Source organism: Ruminococcus sp. HUN007, from assembly GCF_000712055.1.
Lineage (GTDB): Bacteria > Bacillota > Clostridia > Oscillospirales > Ruminococcaceae > HUN007.
Window position 1 is genome coordinate 200,557 of record NZ_JOOA01000002.1, and the last position, 16,968, is coordinate 217,524.

At 40.0% G+C, this 16,968-nt stretch carries 14 protein-coding genes; 2 read left to right on the forward strand and 12 right to left on the reverse strand.

Annotation, left to right across the window (positions count from 1 at the left end; translation table 11 throughout):
- Positions 1 to 353 precede the first annotated feature (353 nt).
- Both CC97_RS04965 and CC97_RS18610 read left to right on the forward strand, forming a co-directional pair.
- Positions 354 to 2,954: a CotH kinase family protein gene (locus tag CC97_RS04965; RefSeq protein ID WP_044974094.1), complete on the forward strand. Its 2,601-nt coding sequence runs from the start codon at positions 354 to 356 to the stop codon at positions 2,952 to 2,954.
- 319 nt (positions 2,955 to 3,273) lie between these two features.
- Positions 3,274 to 5,526 carry a bifunctional diguanylate cyclase/phosphodiesterase gene (locus tag CC97_RS18610; protein WP_049962694.1) on the forward strand — a complete coding sequence of 751 codons (2,253 nt, stop codon included), beginning with the start codon at positions 3,274 to 3,276 and terminating at the stop codon, positions 5,524 to 5,526.
- Between the two features lie 306 nt (positions 5,527 to 5,832).
- Here the strand turns inward: CC97_RS18610 and CC97_RS04975 are convergent, their stop codons facing one another.
- The 12 genes from CC97_RS04975 to CC97_RS05025 form a co-directional block, all read right to left on the reverse strand.
- A complete protein-coding gene (locus CC97_RS04975; RefSeq protein ID WP_044974095.1) occupies positions 5,833 to 6,231 on the reverse strand; it encodes a (deoxy)nucleoside triphosphate pyrophosphohydrolase in 399 nt (132 codons plus the stop codon).
- Between the two features lie 12 nt (positions 6,232 to 6,243).
- Complete coding sequence (locus CC97_RS04980) at positions 6,244 to 9,210, reverse strand: DEAD/DEAH box helicase (protein ID WP_044974096.1); 2,967 nt, start codon at positions 9,208 to 9,210, stop codon at positions 6,244 to 6,246.
- Between the two features lie 289 nt (positions 9,211 to 9,499).
- On the reverse strand, positions 9,500 to 9,649 hold the full coding sequence (locus tag CC97_RS20000; RefSeq protein WP_156036774.1) for a hypothetical protein: 150 nt from the start codon (positions 9,647 to 9,649) through the stop codon (positions 9,500 to 9,502).
- Positions 9,650 to 9,677: 28 nt separating this feature from the next.
- Positions 9,678 to 10,673, reverse strand: coding sequence for a hypothetical protein (locus tag CC97_RS04985; protein ID WP_044974097.1), 996 nt, complete (start codon positions 10,671 to 10,673; stop codon positions 9,678 to 9,680).
- A 370-nt stretch (positions 10,674 to 11,043) separates the two neighbouring features.
- Positions 11,044 to 11,211 carry a hypothetical protein gene (locus tag CC97_RS19490; RefSeq protein ID WP_197021902.1) on the reverse strand — a complete coding sequence of 56 codons (168 nt, stop codon included), beginning with the start codon at positions 11,209 to 11,211 and terminating at the stop codon, positions 11,044 to 11,046.
- Positions 11,177 to 11,965, reverse strand: coding sequence for a class I SAM-dependent methyltransferase (locus CC97_RS04990; RefSeq protein ID WP_044974098.1), 789 nt, complete (start codon positions 11,963 to 11,965; stop codon positions 11,177 to 11,179). Before CC97_RS04990 ends, CC97_RS19490 begins: the two co-directional genes overlap by 35 nt.
- A gap of 87 nt (positions 11,966 to 12,052) precedes the next feature.
- On the reverse strand, positions 12,053 to 12,379 hold the full coding sequence (locus CC97_RS04995; RefSeq protein ID WP_044974099.1) for an Imm8 family immunity protein: 327 nt from the start codon (positions 12,377 to 12,379) through the stop codon (positions 12,053 to 12,055).
- Between the two features lie 551 nt (positions 12,380 to 12,930).
- Entirely contained in the window at positions 12,931 to 13,515 is a 585-nt protein-coding gene (locus CC97_RS05005; RefSeq protein WP_044974101.1) for a hypothetical protein, read from the reverse strand.
- A complete protein-coding gene (locus tag CC97_RS05010; protein WP_044974102.1) occupies positions 13,481 to 14,488 on the reverse strand; it encodes a hypothetical protein in 1,008 nt (335 codons plus the stop codon). Before CC97_RS05010 ends, CC97_RS05005 begins: the two co-directional genes overlap by 35 nt.
- Before the next feature lie 185 nt (positions 14,489 to 14,673).
- Complete coding sequence (locus tag CC97_RS05015; RefSeq protein ID WP_044974103.1) at positions 14,674 to 15,375, reverse strand: endonuclease V; 702 nt, start codon at positions 15,373 to 15,375, stop codon at positions 14,674 to 14,676.
- Positions 15,376 to 15,588: 213 nt separating this feature from the next.
- The gene (locus tag CC97_RS05020) at positions 15,589 to 16,371 is read right to left on the reverse strand and encodes an ATP-grasp domain-containing protein (RefSeq protein ID WP_347493472.1); all 783 of its coding nucleotides are present in this window, start codon (positions 16,369 to 16,371) and stop codon (positions 15,589 to 15,591) included.
- Positions 16,371 to 16,919: an RNA 2'-phosphotransferase gene (locus CC97_RS05025; RefSeq protein WP_044974105.1), complete on the reverse strand. Its 549-nt coding sequence runs from the start codon at positions 16,917 to 16,919 to the stop codon at positions 16,371 to 16,373. The genes CC97_RS05020 and CC97_RS05025 overlap by 1 nt, the downstream gene beginning before the upstream one ends.
- Positions 16,920 to 16,968 lie beyond the last annotated feature (49 nt).

Consider the following 16,968-nt stretch of genomic DNA (forward strand, 5'->3'; position numbering starts at 1 on the left):
CACGTCCGAACAGACCTGCTATTATGCGACGATCCGGACCGGTTTCTATAGTACAGAAAAAGCATTCTCCCTTTTTCGGAGAATGCCTTTTTTTTCTGATTGCAATCATCATTTATTGCTGTTTATCATTGACTGTTATCAGATATTGTGCTATTATATACAGGATAATGCTTATGAGAAGAAATTTGATTTTTCCGGGAACCTTTTCGGCATTTCATGTATCTAATTACAGGATGTTTATGATAGCGGGATTTTTTATGTGTAACGTTACTTAAAAGGATATTAAAAGAATATCAGCTGACACTCCATGAACGGACAGACGGAGTGCGGCGGAACTTCCGGAGGTACTAATTATGACTCAGAACAGAAAAACTGCTCTGTCAGTATGCTGCATAGCATCACTGCTGGGTACAATGGCTTCTTTCCCGTTATCTTCAGCAAATGCCGCTGAAAAAGGTTCTATCGTAATCAATGAAGTGTGTGCAAAGAATACCGAATTTGCTGCACCGGACGGAAACTTCTATGATTTTATCGAACTTTACAATTCTTCTTCAGAAAGCATCGATATCAGCGGATACGGACTTTCAGACAATGCTGAAAAGCCTGATAAGTTTAAATTCAATGACGGCACAGTAATAAAGGCAGGCGAGCATCTTCTCATTTACTGCAATTCAAAGGAATTCACACTTGAAGGAAAGAACACTGCATTTTTCGGGCTTTCCACAGACGGTGAAACACTCACTCTTACAGATAAAAGCGGAAATGCTGCTGATACGATCTCTTTCGGTCTTATAGAAGCAAATGTTTCCTACGGAAGATCAAGCGACGGAGCTTCAGAGTTTGCTGTTATGAAAATGACACCTGGTGAAGCAAACAAGACTGATTCTGTGATCAAAAAGGTAGTTCAATCCCCTGTTTTTTCAGCACCGTCGGGTTTCTATAACGACAGTTTTGATCTTACACTCAGCGCAGAAGAAGGGTCAAAGATCTATTTCACTGTAGATTCATCCACTCCGGACAAAAGCTCCAATGAATACACTTCTGCAATAGATCTTGCAAATGCTTTGAATAAAGCCGTTCAGTCGGAAAGAAAGCCGGAAGACGGAAAACGTCCTGAAGACGGCAAAAGACCTGAGGACGGCGGTCCTGATGCAGGAAAGAGACCGGATGACAAGGACCCGGGCGCACCACAGCAGAACGGATCAAATGATGCGGCAGTAATTCGTGCAATAGCATATGATTCCGAAGGCAATGCAAGCGAACCTGTAACAGCTGTTTACTTCTTCGGCTATCAGAACAAGGCATCATACTATCAGGATTTTAAGATAATTTCACTTGTTACCGACAGCGATAATCTTTTCAGCAGAGAAAAAGGCATCTGGACAAACTATGAAGAAAGCGGCCGCGAATGGGAACGTCCTGCAAACATGCAGATCTTCAGCAGCGGCAAACTCGATGTTGATCAGAATATCGGAATCAGAATACACGGCGGATATTCACGTAAATTCAATCAGAAGAGTTTCAACGTGTATGCAAGAGAAGACTACGGAAAATCAACTATTGAATATGATCTTTTCTCAGGAGCTCTGCGAAGTGAATCCACCGGAAAGAAAATTAAGGAATTTGACAGCTTCATTCTCAGAAATGCCGGCAACGACTGCCAGGACACAAGATTCAGGGACAAACTCAACCAGGCACTTGTAAACGACCGCGAATTTCTTGAACAGGCTATGGAGCCTTGCATAGTTTTCGTAAACGGTCAGTTCTACGGACATTATGAAATAACTGAAAAGCTCAGTGAAAAATACATAAAGGACCACACCGGCGTAAGCAAAAAGGACGTATGCATCGTCAAGAACCAGAAGCTTGACGAAGGCGAAGAAGCAACTTACAAGGAATACGAGGAACTCGGTGAATGGGTAAAGAAAACCGATCTTTCTTCATCGGAAAACTACGAAAAGCTCTGCAGTCTTGTTGATATGGACAGCTTCGCTGACTACATGGCAACTGAGATCTATATAGCAAACAAGGACTGGGGCAAGAACAACGTTGCACTCTGGAAAGCGACAACAGTCGATGAAAGCAATCCGTATGCAGACGGCAGATGGAGATTCATTCTATTTGATACCGAATTCTCATCGAATATCTACAACACAGTTCCGGCAAATATAAACCTGTTCCAGATCCTTGACAAGGAAGAGAATTTTGTGAACACCCTTCTCAAAGCTGCGCTTAAGAACCCTGAATTCAGACAGAAGTTCACTGTAACTTTCATGGATATAGCAAACTATAACTTTGACACAAACAAGGTAAACGCCCTTATAAGCGAATATACAGGCATATACCGTGAACCGGCCGCAGATACTTTCAAGAAATTCTGGGGAAACAGCAATAACTTCTCAAACTCAGTCTCTACAGTAAAGAACTGGTTCGGTTCAAGATACCAGTATGCTGTTTCACATCTTAAAAATGCTGCCGGACTTAAAGGCAGCCTCGTATCAGTTACGGTTTCAAACGACCAGAAATACGGAACAGTTAAAGTAAACACTCTTACACCTGATTTCTCATCAGGAAAATATACAGGAAAATACTACACGGATTATCCTGTAACAGTTTCGGTCGAACCGGCTGAAGGCTGTGAATTTGCTGGCTGGAAGCTTAGTGACGGCACAGTTGTAAAGACAAAGACCGCGGAGATCACTTTAAAAGACAGCACGACAGTTACTGCACTCTATTCAGGTACCGGTTCATCCGGACAGACATCTGATCCGAAAAATGATACCGTAAACGGCGACGTTAATTCGGACGGTTCAGTAAACTCAAAAGATCTCGTAGCTGTGATCTCTGTAATGTCCGGAACCGCAAAGGCAGAAAACCTTAAAGCTGACGTAAACGGTGACGGTAAGGTAAGCATTCTCGATCTTGTTTTACTCAAGAGCAGACTGCTCCGCTGATCAAGTTAAAAAGCTGATCTTCAGAGCTTTCCCCCATCCTGAACTCCGGATCAGCTTTCCCCCTTAGATATTTTCGTCAATCAACTCTATAAAATCCAGAGGCTGATATTACCTACCTTTTATCAGCTTCGGAGTAAAGTCCTGAGGAAGTGCACTAATCTTTCTCAGGACTTTACTTTTTTCACATATTTCTATTGAATATTCCGGAATTATATTGTATAATATATTTATATATATTCGATAAACCATTCAACTGTTATACCATAGTCTTACTGGGATTACTGCTTCCTGGAACGGGGATTTTAAGAAAGGAGCTGCTATGGATCTACAGAAAATCGCAGACAGCTTTTATGAGGCTACCTGCATAATATCAGTACAGAAAAAAGGCGATGACGGATACGGGGAGATTCGTCTTGTCGCAGCAAATGAAAAATACATTATTCCTCTTGAACAGCCGCTTGGTGATCTTTCAGAGGTTCCCGGAATTCCGGATATTTTTCAGCATGAAAAAAAATACATTCCGAACTCACTTTATGAAAACTATCTGCCGAAAGATCTGAACTTCGAAGACATATGCTTCAGAGCCGCTGTAAAAAAACTTTCGGTACACACATTTTTCAATCTGAACGATCTGAATATGTGGTTTGAGATCTTCTGCGTGCCGGTAAACTATGAAAAAGATGATCTCTGCTACTGTGCCTATACTGCTATCCCAGGCAATGCATACAACGTAGGCATGAGTTCAGGCAAAAACAGCACCACATCGGAAGACGTTATAAAAACCTGTATAAAACTGAACAGCACCGATGATTTTGAAAAAACGATGCAGAGCATAATTCATGACATACGTCTTATCTGCCGTGCAGAAGTATGTTCCATCATGCTCACAGATATTGAAAAAGATACTTTTTCAATTATTGCTACTGACCGTGCTGAACACACATATATAAGACCTTTTGCACAGCGCAGTGATTATTCAGTGGTTGCAAGGACCTGGGCAGATATGATAACCGGAAGAGACTGCCTGATCGTAAAGGAAGAAAAAGACTGGATCTATCTGCAGAAAATCAATCAGATATGGTACGAAGACCTCAGAAAAGCAAACGTCAACAGCATTGTTTTTCTTCCGCTCCGGTATGCCGGTGAAATACTCGGTTACATCTGGGCTACAAATTTTGAAACTGCTGATACTATACGCATCAAGGAAACTCTTGAGCTGACCACATTCTTTATTTCTTCGAAGCTTTCAAGTCATAAAATGCTCGAACATCTTAAAAAGATAAGCTATACCGACCGGCTTACCAGTATTCCTAACCGGTTTGCCTGCACGGACGTCATCAGTTATCATATCAGAACACGCACTGCTTTTTCCGTTGTATCAGCCGATATAAACGGTTTCAAGAGCATAAACGACAGTATGGGATTTGAAGCTGGAAATTACGTGCTCAAAGAAATTGCATCAAGATGGACAAAGATCGCTAAGGAAAACACGTCCGGCACTCAGAACCTTATCGCACGTATGGGCGGTGATGAATTTGCAATCGTGATCAAAGGAGATTATTCAGAAGAAGAGATAATGCGGATAATTTCACAGTACGAAGAAGCATTAAACAAACGTGTTAATATTGACGGACAGGATATTTTCGTTACCGCAAGTTTCGGTTACTCTTCCTATCCGGAAGATGCAAACACATCTGACAGCCTTATTTCCGAAGCCAGCGCTGCAATGCGTGAAGTAAAAAGGCTGAACAGCAGCAATCACATCCTGCATTTCACATCTGACATGCTTCGTCCAAAGCGTTCACTCATTATTGAAAACAAACTCAGAACAGCACTTGAAAATGACGGCGTTTTCTTTCATCTTCAGCCTCAGTTTGATATGGAACACAAACTGTACGGGTTTGAAGCGCTCGCACGTATGAAGGACGAAAACGGCGATTTTATCAGCCCGGGTGAATTCATACCTGTTGCTGAAAAAGTCGGACTTGTTGACAAGGTCGATACGGTCGTATTCAGGAAAGCTGCACTTTTTGTAGGCAGTATTATAAAGAATACAGCTTCAGAAATAGTTCTCAGCGTCAATGTATCAGTACGTCACCTGATGAAAAAGGATTTTCCGGAAGAAGTACAGAATATTCTGCGTGAAAGCGGAATGCCTGCAAGCTCACTTGAACTGGAAATCACCGAGTCAATTATGATAGAATCAGCTGATAAAGCCCTTAAATGCATAGATGAGCTTCGCAAAATGGGTATAAACATAGCAATTGATGATTTTGGTACCGGATATTCTTCTCTGAGTTACTTGAATAAATTCCCTGCCAATCTGCTTAAAATAGACAAATCATTTATTGACAAGATGAATGAGAGCGATTTTTCAAAGCAGTATGTGGCAGCGATAATATCTATCGGTCACATTATGGGCTTTAAGGTCATTTCCGAAGGTGTTGAGGAAGATACTCAGCTTGAGACCCTGAAGGATATAGGATGTGACCTTATTCAGGGATATATATGGGGAAAACCGATGCCGGCAGAACAGGCTGAAAAGCTTATTACTGACACCGAAGCGGATTAAGGGGTGAGAATCATCGAGCAGGATCGATGCGCTGACACATGTATTTAACCGAAATGCCCTTAACTCAAGACTTGATGCTTTCAGCACAGGTACTTTGTTTAATCATTTTCTAAGCGGATGACTGCAAAGGGACAACCTTATAAAGGGGAAGAACGACAAAATTCGCAGTAAAAGCCGGCATTTCTTCCCCTTCCTTCGGTTTTCCCTCTGCACTCCCTTTCCCAACACCTTCCCCATCATTGCCGGCTTTTGCTTTTTATTATAGCTCGGAGGTTTGCGGGCTTAAGGCTTGGTTTATGCGTAATATTACAGTTTACGTCTGATAATATCGATTAATTCTCTGTCCGCCGGCAGCCAGTCAACTGAATCAAGCGTATCGGCAGTTAGCCATTTTGCGTCTTCTGCTTCTTTCAGAACAAGATCACCTTGTTTTACAACAGCGTAGAAGCAGTCCATGGACAGGTGGAAATTCGGATAATCATATTCTACTGTATGGAACATTTCCAGAGGAATGATCTCAGTATCAAGTTCTTCTTTTATTTCACGGACAATAGCATCTTCCGGTGATTCATTCTGTTCTATCTTTCCGCCTGGAAACTCCCATCCGCCTTTGTATTCGCCGTATCCGCGGGCTGTCGCAAAGATCTGGGACGGTTTGTCCGATGAATCAAGTATTACTGCTGCTACTACTCTTATTGTTTTCATTTAAACTAACTCCTATGTGTTTGCAATGTATTCATAAAGATCTTCCCTGACCGGAACATCAAGCAGCCATTCTATTTCGACGGCTGTTTTATCTGTACCAGGCATGATGAATTCCTCTGTCTTTCCGGTAGGTCTGACATATCCGAGATAATAAAACTCCTTTGAGATTTTATCATCTTTATTTTTTCTTACGAAGAGATGAACTGCGATTCCAAGTTCCTTTGATTTAATAAATTTCTGCACATCTTCCGATTCCAGAGTTCTTCCGGATTTTGAAACAGCGATAAGTGAACTGTTACTGGTAAAATGATCACTGTAGTTGATAGTTGCTGAAATATCTTCGCTCTTGTCGTAGTTTATAAATATCGGAAATGTGTTTGTTGTCTTATCATATTTATATCCGCCGATATTGAGCGGCACTTCGCCTTTCTCCCAGTTAAGCAGACGGCATACATCTTCGTAAGTGTATTTCTGATAAAGTACAAGATCAGTATCCTTATATGAGTTTAAATAATCTCTTTCATAACGGCTTATGCCGAAACCGATGAGTTCTTCAACTGTATTATAAAAATCCCTGTCAGACATCATATCAAGGAAACGAGCAGACGCTTTATAGTCTGAGCCGCTTTCTTCAATAAATACGCAAACCTTGTACGTATCTTTTCCGCTTCCCGTCGCAAATTCATTGGTAAGGATCTTCGCTGTGCTGTTGCAGTTAAGTAAAGTCATTTCTTTTTTATATCGTACTTTGACCTCACTCTTAAGAGAATTGAAAAGGTTATCATGTTTTCCTTCAAGTATCAGTTTTAAAAGCAGAAGCTCATAAACACGCTTACCGGATGCCAGTTTCTTCGAAATAAATTCAAGAACCTTTTCTTTATCGCTGTCAAAGCGGATAGTGTATTCTTTTTCATGCTTTACGAGAAACTTATAATATGAGCCGAGGGTATTTGAATCAAAGATCCTGCATACATCCATTTCACCGTAGGTATCAAAATCCATAAGCGATGGAATACGACCAATCTTATTTTTCAGCGTAAGATAATTCTCTTTAATCATTCTGACATCGCTGAAATTCGCACTGTCAACAGATGAAAGGATCCTGTTACGGCTTATCTCATCAAAGTGGATTGTTGACGATCCGGTAATTGTTCGTCCGCCTTCAATCACGCCTCTACGCAGATTATCCTTGTTATATGTTCTGTCCCCATAAAGCGCAACCGGAATCAGAAAGTTCTTTGTATAGTTTCCGATGAAATCAAGTACGACAACAAATTCCTTGCCTTCGCATTTTCTTAAACCTCTGCCGAGCTGCTGAATGAAAACGATCGGCGACTGAGTAGGACGAAGCATAATTACCTGATTAACGGATCTTATATCAACACCTTCATTCAGAAGGTCAACTGAAAAGATATAGTCAAGCTGTGATTTTCCTGATTTAGTTGTTTCCGAATCCATTTCAAGACGCTCAAAGGCTTCAGTACGCTGTTCATCAGTTGAAGCACCGGTCAGAACAAGTGTACGGTAGCCCCTTATATTCATTTTAGCAGAGAGTTCTTCAGATTCTTTTATTGTCCTGCAGAATATTATTCCCTTGACTCTGTCCCCGCTGTAGCCATAGTATTTTGCATTTGAAATGATATGACTAACTCGTTCCTCACTGGTAAGCAGGCTGAAATCTTCCGCATTCAGCTTTTCGTTCATACCGGTTTCATCACTGATAAGATCAAGATCGCTGATACCGAAATAATGGAACGGACAAAGCAGGTCTTCTTCAAGAGCCTTCTGCAGTCTGATCTCATATGCTATCTGGTAATTGAAGATTTCATAAATATTCTTTCCGTCCCTGCTGTCATCATTCTTATCTGGAGTCGCAGTCATACCGAGCCAGAAAGCCGGCCTGAAATACTGAAACACCTTGCAGAACATATCACTGCTGCTATGATGTGCCTCATCAATAACAATACAATCGAAATGATCCGGTTTAAACTTCTTCAGATTTTCTTCTTTACTCAAAGTCTGAACCGTAGCAAAGATAAGATCACTGTCAGTATCATGTTTACCGTTACCGATAAACCCCATTGTTTTCGTGTTCCCGAATACATTTTTGTATGACTTCTCTGTCTGAACGGAAAGCTGAGTTCTGTGAGTTACAAACAGTATCTTATCAAATCCAAGCTCTCTAACTGCAAAAGCAGAGGCATATGTTTTACCTGTACCTGTTGCAGAAATAAGAAGTGCTCTGTCTTCGCCGGATTCAATGATCTTTTTCAGATTAACAATGAAATTTGTCTGCATTGAATTCGGCTTTAACTTATGCTGATCAAGTGAGATGACGTTATTATAATACGAAAGAGCTCTCTGATGCTTTATGATATCATACTGTATTTCATAAGTTTCGATAAAATCATTGTAATCAGATGTATGCTCTGAATTCCAGAAAGCTTCAAATTCATCAATGATCTGCTTTGCCATTTCTCCGTTTTCAGTAGAAATAAATCTTGTATTCCATTCGTGATTGGTGGTAAGCGCAGTTCTTGTCATATTAGAACTTCCGATGATTATACGGTACAGATCATCCTTGCGGAAAATATATCCCTTTGTATGAAAACCTTCACTCGCCTTCACATCGAACATTTTCAGCTGAATGTTTTTAAGTTCATGAAGTTTTTTCAGAGCAGCCGGTTCACTGAAGTTAAGATAGTTTGTAGTAAGAATACGTCCTTTAATACCTTTCCTCTCAAGTTCCTTCAATGTCATGAGAAGCGGAGTAATTCCACCTATAGTGATAAAAGCAACGCTTATACAGAAACTGTCACAGTTCTTCAGTTCATCTTCAATCGTTGAAAGAACTTTCCTTCCGTTCCGATAATCGTTCGATACAAACTGCGGCCTGTAAGCAAGATTCGATAAATTTGTACTGTCTATAAAAGCTGTAGTGAAACCGTTGTTCAGTTCCTTAATTATCCCGTTTTCCAAATTTCAATCCCCCGTCATTTATTATCATTCAACTTGTCTGTTCTTCTCATATGATACCTTTAAATCCATTTAATATTACTATTCTATGATACTATGTTATGAGGTGAAAATCAAGTAATATATACATTATGGAGACGATCTTTTTTAACTATAAAAAATTCTCCCTGAAAGCAGCATTTTCATACTGTCTCAGGGAAGAAAATGTACGCCTTCGACGTGCTATTAAAATTGCTGCGATAGCAGCCTCCATTTGAACACAATCAATTGAAATATGGCGATTTTTTATTATTTACTTCTTCATATTAGTGATCTCAGCAGTTCCGTTTACAAGATCCAGCTTAAATTCCGTATCGAACAGCTTCGTCAGATCATCAGTGGTAAGTTCAAAACCATACGAAGTAGTACTGATCTCAATCTTCCCGCGAAGATCTGTTTTCACACCGTTGCGCTCAGCGAAACATCCGCTTTCAGAAAAAACGGAATACTACCTTCTCATCTCCCCTGGCAAGCGTGTAGCTTTTGCTGTCAGCGGCATATGGTTTAAAGCCTGTACACTCTGCAAATGAAGCAAGCCACGGAAAATCAAGTATTTCGTTTTGCTGAACATTACACCAGTCTGAAACAGTATACAGATTTTCACCAGTTTCAATCGGAAGGTCCTGACCTGTGTTCCTTGCACGCGAAAGATCATATTTCCTGTTCAGCAGCATGACTTCAAGTCTGCCTGGTCCATACTTCGCCAGTATCTCATCAGGCAGAACAACATGTATATAACCGTGGCGAACGTCGTCAACATATTTCCACTCAGCGTTATATATCTCACGTTCCTCGTCATAATCTACCTTTTCCGTACCGTCGGAAAAATTAAACAATGAGGAAGACGTGATCGACTTCTCATTATCTCCGTCCAGAAAGGTAACCATGACAACGGGGCGATCGAACTTCAATTCGTAATCATCATCAATATCGGACAACGCAGGTATATTGTTCGAACTGTCTTCAACCAGTGCACAGGCAGCCTCTACTGCCGTATGAATCTCATCAAAACTGCGGGCGTTGATTTTCGTCCCTCCTCCGTAATCCACATGGATAAGATTCCGCTCATCTATTGCGGAGTTCAATTCCGGGTGGTCATGTACCCATTCAAGAAGGTAATCGCAAGCATATTCGTAGTAGAAGCTTCCGAAGTAACCGTGCTGCTTCTTATGACGCGTCACCGTAAATTCCGTACCGTCAGCGCATTTCATGCTGTACAGTATTGGCAAAGTTTCACCATTCTGCTGTTCCTGTTCGGTGATCTCTACCTTATATCCAAGCTTTTTTGACAGCACATTAACAAGCTCTTTGTCTGAAAGCATCTTGCCTTCTGAACATCCTGTAAGTGCAAAAGCCGCCATCGCCGCAAGTACAAGTGCCGACATGCGGAATAATTTTTTCATTCTGAAACAGTGTGGTTTTATCATTATCACTGTGTCCCCCTTATTTTGTCTTTCATAAGATTATAGCATATATCAATGGATAATTCAATACAACATGATTTAATCCCGTTTTCAATCAGAGTTTTTCCTTATACATAACGCCTCCACCCTGCCTTAAGCCCACCAACCTCCGCACTATAATAAAAAAGCAAAAGCCGCAATGTGGGGGAAGTTCAAGGAAAGGGTGTGCAGAGGGAGAACCTTAAGGATGGGGAGAAATGCAGCTTTTTCAATTGCGCCGACAGGCGCAACCATTTAATCGGAACGCCTTCGGCGTGCTATTATAATTGCTGCGGTAGCAGCCACCATTAGTAAAGAAAAAGACACAGGAGCTCAAAATGTTCCTGTGTCTTTTTCATTCGAATTCAAGCTGCATAAACGCGGGTTTCGGCTCCGGATAATCCTTGGCTTTTTCCATTACCAGATTGGTAACTGCCTTTTTCGCTACTTTCCGGGGATCGGAATCTTTGTTTATCCATTCGTTCAGATCATCTTTTGCGAGTAAGCTCAGCAATAGATACATAGTGGAGAACATCAAACTGTTCCGGTGCATTTTCCATAAGGAACTTTGTGTGATCTTCTTCCCAGAGTTTAATCGTCTTTTCATCCATCGAAGCGCCGACGCCTCTGCATGCGCGCATTCTGCCATGCCAGCTTTCACGTGTAAAAGGTACATTTACATCAAATTCTTCCTGAAGAGTAATGTCAAAGAATTCAAGGTACTCATCCGGTACCCAGACGTGCTTTCTGGTATCACCGTGACCGGACCAGTCCGGATTGTACTTAAGGATAATCTCCTCGCTGCCTCCTGCGATCTTATCTTCATACGGCAGCCAGCCCATGTAAAGGATAAGGAACTTTCCGCCCGGCTTAAGTATCTTAGCAAATTTCGGTGCAGTTACCTTATGGTCAGGATACCAGATGCACTGACACGCCGTTATTACATCAAATGTATTCTCGGGGTAGTCGATCTCCTCAGCCGGGCACGTATACAGTTCAATGTCCATTCCCTGTTCTCTGCACAGCTCTTTAGCAGATTCGATCTGGTTTTCTGAGATATCGGTACCGATCCACTTTGCACCGTGTGAATACAGTGCGCGGGGCACATTCGCGGTTCCTGTTCCTATGTCGAGTACAGTCTGTCCGGAAACGCACACGCCAAGTGAAAGGATCTTGTCATAGAACTCCTTAGGATAGATGTCCCTGAACTTCGCATAATCCTTAGACGTTTTGCCCCAGTCAAATGAATTACCGTTATCAATGTCCTGATTCTTCATAATTGCTTTCACCTCATTTTGTTTTACTGAAACTGTCGTAAATGCAATTTTGCATATGTGTAGTTTCATTTTTATAATTTATCTTTATTAATTCAATCTTCTGAAATATGAGCTTAATTCGATATAATTATCTTCATCATCTAAATGTCTGCACTTAGAAACTATTGAATCAATCTCTTTTGCAATAAGATTTTCATCAAATTCTTTTACAATTATCCAACCTCTGTTTAACATAACCGAATTGCCTGTTTCGTTCTCAAAATTAGTATATAATCGTTTTATGCTAATAACATTAAATTCAAAAACGTCGTAAACAAAATCTTCATCCTCTGGTCCTATATAGATTTCACCAGAAATTATAAAGTCATCATAATCAAAGTCTTTATCAAAATAATTAATAGTCTTAACTTCCATTTAGTACGCCTCAATTTTTGGATGATTGTTGCTTTCAAAGAAGACTTCATAATCATCAGTTTTAATACAATACAAAATTCTATCATCACGTTCTTCAAAACTTAATCCAATAAGAGTCTGCTGAATATTATCAAGTTTATTGTCTGTCATATTCTTTGGATCATCCAGATTAATAGAAAAATTATTGAAGTTTAAGACTTCGAATTTTGTTCTGTTTCCAGTATTAATATCTCGAAATATGATAATGACAGAATTGAAATTTGTCTTTATATTTTCTACGAATTGTATTGAGTTATTTATAATTTGTTTTTCATATGAATAATCATGTTTCATCTGAATAGCAATCATTACTCCTTTTGAAATTTTAAATATGTTTTATTATTACATTTTCATACTCATAAGTATAATAGTTTTTTTTGTTTAGAGTCAACTTTGGATTTAATTAAAATTGTGCCGCAGGCACCACCGTTTATCTAATCGTGATTTAGTAAATCGTGATTTGATATTATTATACTGTATACCGACCGTTGAACATTATCCAGTTTTAAGTATTACCACCACATTTTCATGTCAGTGAATATCTGATTGTTTATATAATATGGAATAGCATTAGCTTCTCCTGCATATCTGAGTGCTGCCTGAATTTCCTTGTTATAATCCATTGATAAATAAACAGGGTGCCCGGTTTTGCACTTTAACAGGTACAGAAGATCACCTCTCTGTTTCGGAAGATCACGTGTGAAATGCAGGAGATCGGGCATTACCTTCCATACTCCGTTTTTCGTAAACAGCTTTATCAGTCTCCACTGTACGATGAAGTCTGTTTCAGCGTATATCAGATTCTTTAGTTCATCCTTATCAAAATCAAGCGCCTTCCCTGCAATACGGAACGCAGCCTTCGCAAGTACCGGATCATCACTGTGCATAATCTTCAGAACGATATCCTTGCTGTCTTCCGTACCGAGCTTAACCAGCGCATACATCGCCTCACGGGGATACTGTTCAAGATACTGACGTATAAGCGGGATATCATCTTTGGTACCGGAATTTGCAAACTCCCAGAGTGACTGCGGCAGATTGTCTCTGCAGAACTTCAGAATATCAAAAACCTGTCTTTTTAAGATTTCTGCGTGCAAAATTCCTTATATGAGCAGATTCAGAAAACAGCAGCTGTTCAAAGCCTTCCCATATTCCCTCTTTTTCAAGGCTATACTCATATGCGATCAGACGAACATGTTCATTTTCGTCATTCGCAAATATCGCCTGAACTTCATCGGGAATGCATTCTCCTGACATTTTAATATATATCCGTTCCAGTAAACACCGCAGTTCATATGAACATTCATTTTTGAAAAAATATATGATAAGATCACGGTATTTCGGTTCCGGGTGAAGGAAAAACAGTTTGTAGCAGAGCCTCCTTGTATGTATATACGCCTTCAGTACTGTATCAGCGTTTCTCTCAAAGGTCTCCATAATATAAGAATCAAGGTAATCCATCGAGAACTCAGCAGAACGCTTTGCTTTCTGTCCTCTGCGCACATGCTCAACATAAGGCATCGCATTTACCAGATATTCAGCTGCTCTCTCCTTACGCATCAGTTCATAAAATATCTTCATTGCAGTACGACGCACCTGCGGAACAGTATCATTAAAACGGATAAGCGTATATCCAATCATGTCATAAAGATCATCATCCACAAAATGCTCCAGACACTGTTCACGGAAAAATCCGTTCGGATGTGCTGAACCGAATATGAGCAACGCACGGTAGTACAGATAATATCCGCCAGGGCAGCTTCTTTCTTTCCACTTTTCAAAATCTACTTCACCGATCTCCACAGGAGCAAATTTCATCATATTCTCGGCAAAAAGAAAAAAATTCACATTATGATTTTCAATATAATGTGCCTGCGTTCCTATAAACTTTATCTGCTCCGGAGACGGATCATAAAACAGCGCTGAATAAAGATGCGGAAAACAGTAATACTGCCTCAGGCGAAAATTGTCATCATGGTTATAATATGAAGTGTGACGCTTGAATCTATCCGAAAGCTCATTTCTGTAACGCTCGATAATGCACTGCGCATGCTGTGTTTTGTCTGTCATATCTCTCTATAAACCCCTTTCCATATAAACAAGCCCACCTTATTAAGCATTGTATTCTGCCTTTTACAAGGTGGGTATGTAAGTATTATTATAACCGCAAACACATGATGTGTCAAATGCACAGCTTATGGTACGCCTTCGGCGTTCTATGGAAAACGGCCGCCGTTCGGCGACCGTTGAACATATCAGCAAGCACCCATAATGCCGGACGCTTTGCACTCTATTCTCTTCTTATGAGTTTCAAGATCAGCTTCTCTGGTCGGTACCGGAATGTGGCTTTCTTTATCTGTAAGGCTGAGAACAATATCGATAGACGTTTTAAGTGATATGTAATTTCCGGCTGATACAAAAACCGGTTTTACATTATCCATTGTTCTGAGTACGCATCCGTACACTTCATCATTTATCACGATATCAGTCATATCACCTCTTGATTTTCCCGGCTCTGTATAATCCGTATCCTCAATTTTATAATATGATTTTGCCACACCGATAGATGGTTTTCCGATATCAAATGAAGCCTGCGAAGCTATACCCATATGTCTCGGATGAAGATATCCGTTTCCGTCAAACATAAAAATATCCGGATCATTTTCAAGGAGTTTTACTGCTTCACGAATCAACGGAATCTCCCTGAATGAAAGAAATCCTGGGATATATTCACATGTGATCTTACCGGCATATGATTTTCTCTCAATGACTTCGTGAGTATTAAAATCCACGACAACGATACAGCACACCGCACATTCGCTGCCATTTTCATCATTCCAGTACGCCAGATCTACGCCCGCAACTGTTTTTATCTCATCCATTCGGATTCTGTCTGTCAGATCCAGCTTATCTCTTAATGCGTTTTGTATTTCAATGTATTGTTCTTCGTTTTTCATTGTATATTTCCTTTCGTTTTATCAAATCGTGATTTAGTAAATCGCGATTTGATATTCTCGTAAATTAATCAGTGTCTGTTACGAAACCAGATACACGCAATGTGTAGCTGGTTTTTCAATTGTGCCGCAGGCACCACCATTTAATGGAACGCCTTCGGCGACCGTTATTCCATACATCCATATTCAGAATAATAATCTGATAAGATTTTTGAATCAAAAATCATACTCATCTTCTCTGTCAAGCAGCTGGCTCCATCTTGCTGATATCAGTTTCGCATAATGAACATGATTAAGTCCATAATTACCGAGTGAATAAGCATCATTAAATTCTACAAGAAGAGTTCGGTTATCCTTTGTAACACAAATATCCATACTGCATGCAACAGGTCTGTTTTCCCATGATTTAAATGTTTCCATTATTTCTTTGAGAACAGTTGCATCATAATGATAGTAATAACTTTCACGATTTGAATCAAGAATCAAACCATATGGTCTGACATCAAGAAGTCTGTCATATAGAATAAAGCATCGCCACTCAGCTTCAATATCAAGAGGTTCACTGCATATGACTTCATAGTTTTCATTCTGATTACCACAACCAGTGAGATCATAAATGCTTTTAATTATCTTGCCGGTAAAAACTTTACTTTTCTTTGGCTTTACAAACCATCCGGCAGACCATTTTGATTCATCGACGCTTATGGCTTCGATAGTATCAGTCCATATTTTCCTTCCGAGATATTTCTTCATGGTCTCAGGATAATCTGGTACATATGGTTCTACGCCAAACTTATTGAATATCTCTTTACACTGATCGATATAATCAAGTACAATATCTTCCTTCTCAACTTTATCGTATATTTCATCTATTGTATGATAAGGTACAATCTCAGCACCAAGCTCACGGAAACCATACATCGCACAAGCCATATTCGGACTATGCGGTATTTCCATGTTCATACCTTTATCAAGCTTCGTTTTCAGCCAAACTTTCATTATTGCATCACCTTAATATACTTCGCCGGAACAGTATCCGCTAACCAGACTTTATCGTTTCCTAAGTAAAACATAATGCCGTCTTTCCACGCTGTTTCTGCATCAATAACTAGAATAGCCGGGTTATCATCGCGTCTTTTGCCCACCTGAAGTGCGGTGTCGATATCAGCAGACAGATGAACATACTGTCTTTTATTCGGCAGTAATCCACTTTTCATTATTGATCCGGTAAAACGTACTGGTGTGCCATGATACAGAATCTTTGGAGGTTCAGCAGCTTCTTTAACTATCTTTTGAGGAATGGAATGTCCGTAAAACGCTCTGATTTTTCCGTTACTTATTTCATGCCTTTTCTTATCTGAATTTTCAATAATATACCGCAGATCCTCTTCAGTTACTTTTTCCCACTTGCTGTTTTCTCTCAGAGCATTCAGTAACTGATTTACACTGACCCAGCCGTTTTCATCCAGCTCCAGTTCATATTCCCACGGTGCATGTCTGAGTGCATATGATATTTCCTTGCTTAGTTCTGTATAATATTTATCCATATCGTTCCTCTCTTTCGATTATATCATTTCTTAAATACACATTATCTGA

Bases quoted from the DNA above. Each gene is read 5' to 3' on its own strand.
- CC97_RS04965 (WP_044974094.1), top strand. From the start codon at position 354: ATGACTCAGAACAGAAAAACTGCTCTGTCAGTATGCTGCATAGCATCA.
- CC97_RS05025 (WP_044974105.1), bottom strand. From the start codon at position 16,919: ATGGATAAATATTATACAGAACTAAGCAAGGAAATATCATATGCACTC.
- CC97_RS04990 (WP_044974098.1), bottom strand. From the start codon at position 11,965: ATGAAGAATCAGGACATTGATAACGGTAATTCATTTGACTGGGGCAAA.
- CC97_RS04995 (WP_044974099.1), bottom strand. From the start codon at position 12,379: ATGGAAGTTAAGACTATTAATTATTTTGATAAAGACTTTGATTATGAT.
- CC97_RS04975 (WP_044974095.1), bottom strand. From the start codon at position 6,231: ATGAAAACAATAAGAGTAGTAGCAGCAGTAATACTTGATTCATCGGAC.
- CC97_RS18610 (WP_049962694.1), top strand. From the start codon at position 3,274: ATGGATCTACAGAAAATCGCAGACAGCTTTTATGAGGCTACCTGCATA.
- CC97_RS19490 (WP_197021902.1), bottom strand. From the start codon at position 11,211: ATGTATCTATTGCTGAGCTTACTCGCAAAAGATGATCTGAACGAATGG.
- CC97_RS05010 (WP_044974102.1), bottom strand. From the start codon at position 14,488: ATGACAGACAAAACACAGCATGCGCAGTGCATTATCGAGCGTTACAGA.
- CC97_RS05020 (WP_347493472.1), bottom strand. From the start codon at position 16,371: ATGAAAGTTTGGCTGAAAACGAAGCTTGATAAAGGTATGAACATGGAA.
- CC97_RS04985 (WP_044974097.1), bottom strand. From the start codon at position 10,673: ATGATAAAACCACACTGTTTCAGAATGAAAAAATTATTCCGCATGTCG.
- CC97_RS05015 (WP_044974103.1), bottom strand. From the start codon at position 15,375: ATGAAAAACGAAGAACAATACATTGAAATACAAAACGCATTAAGAGAT.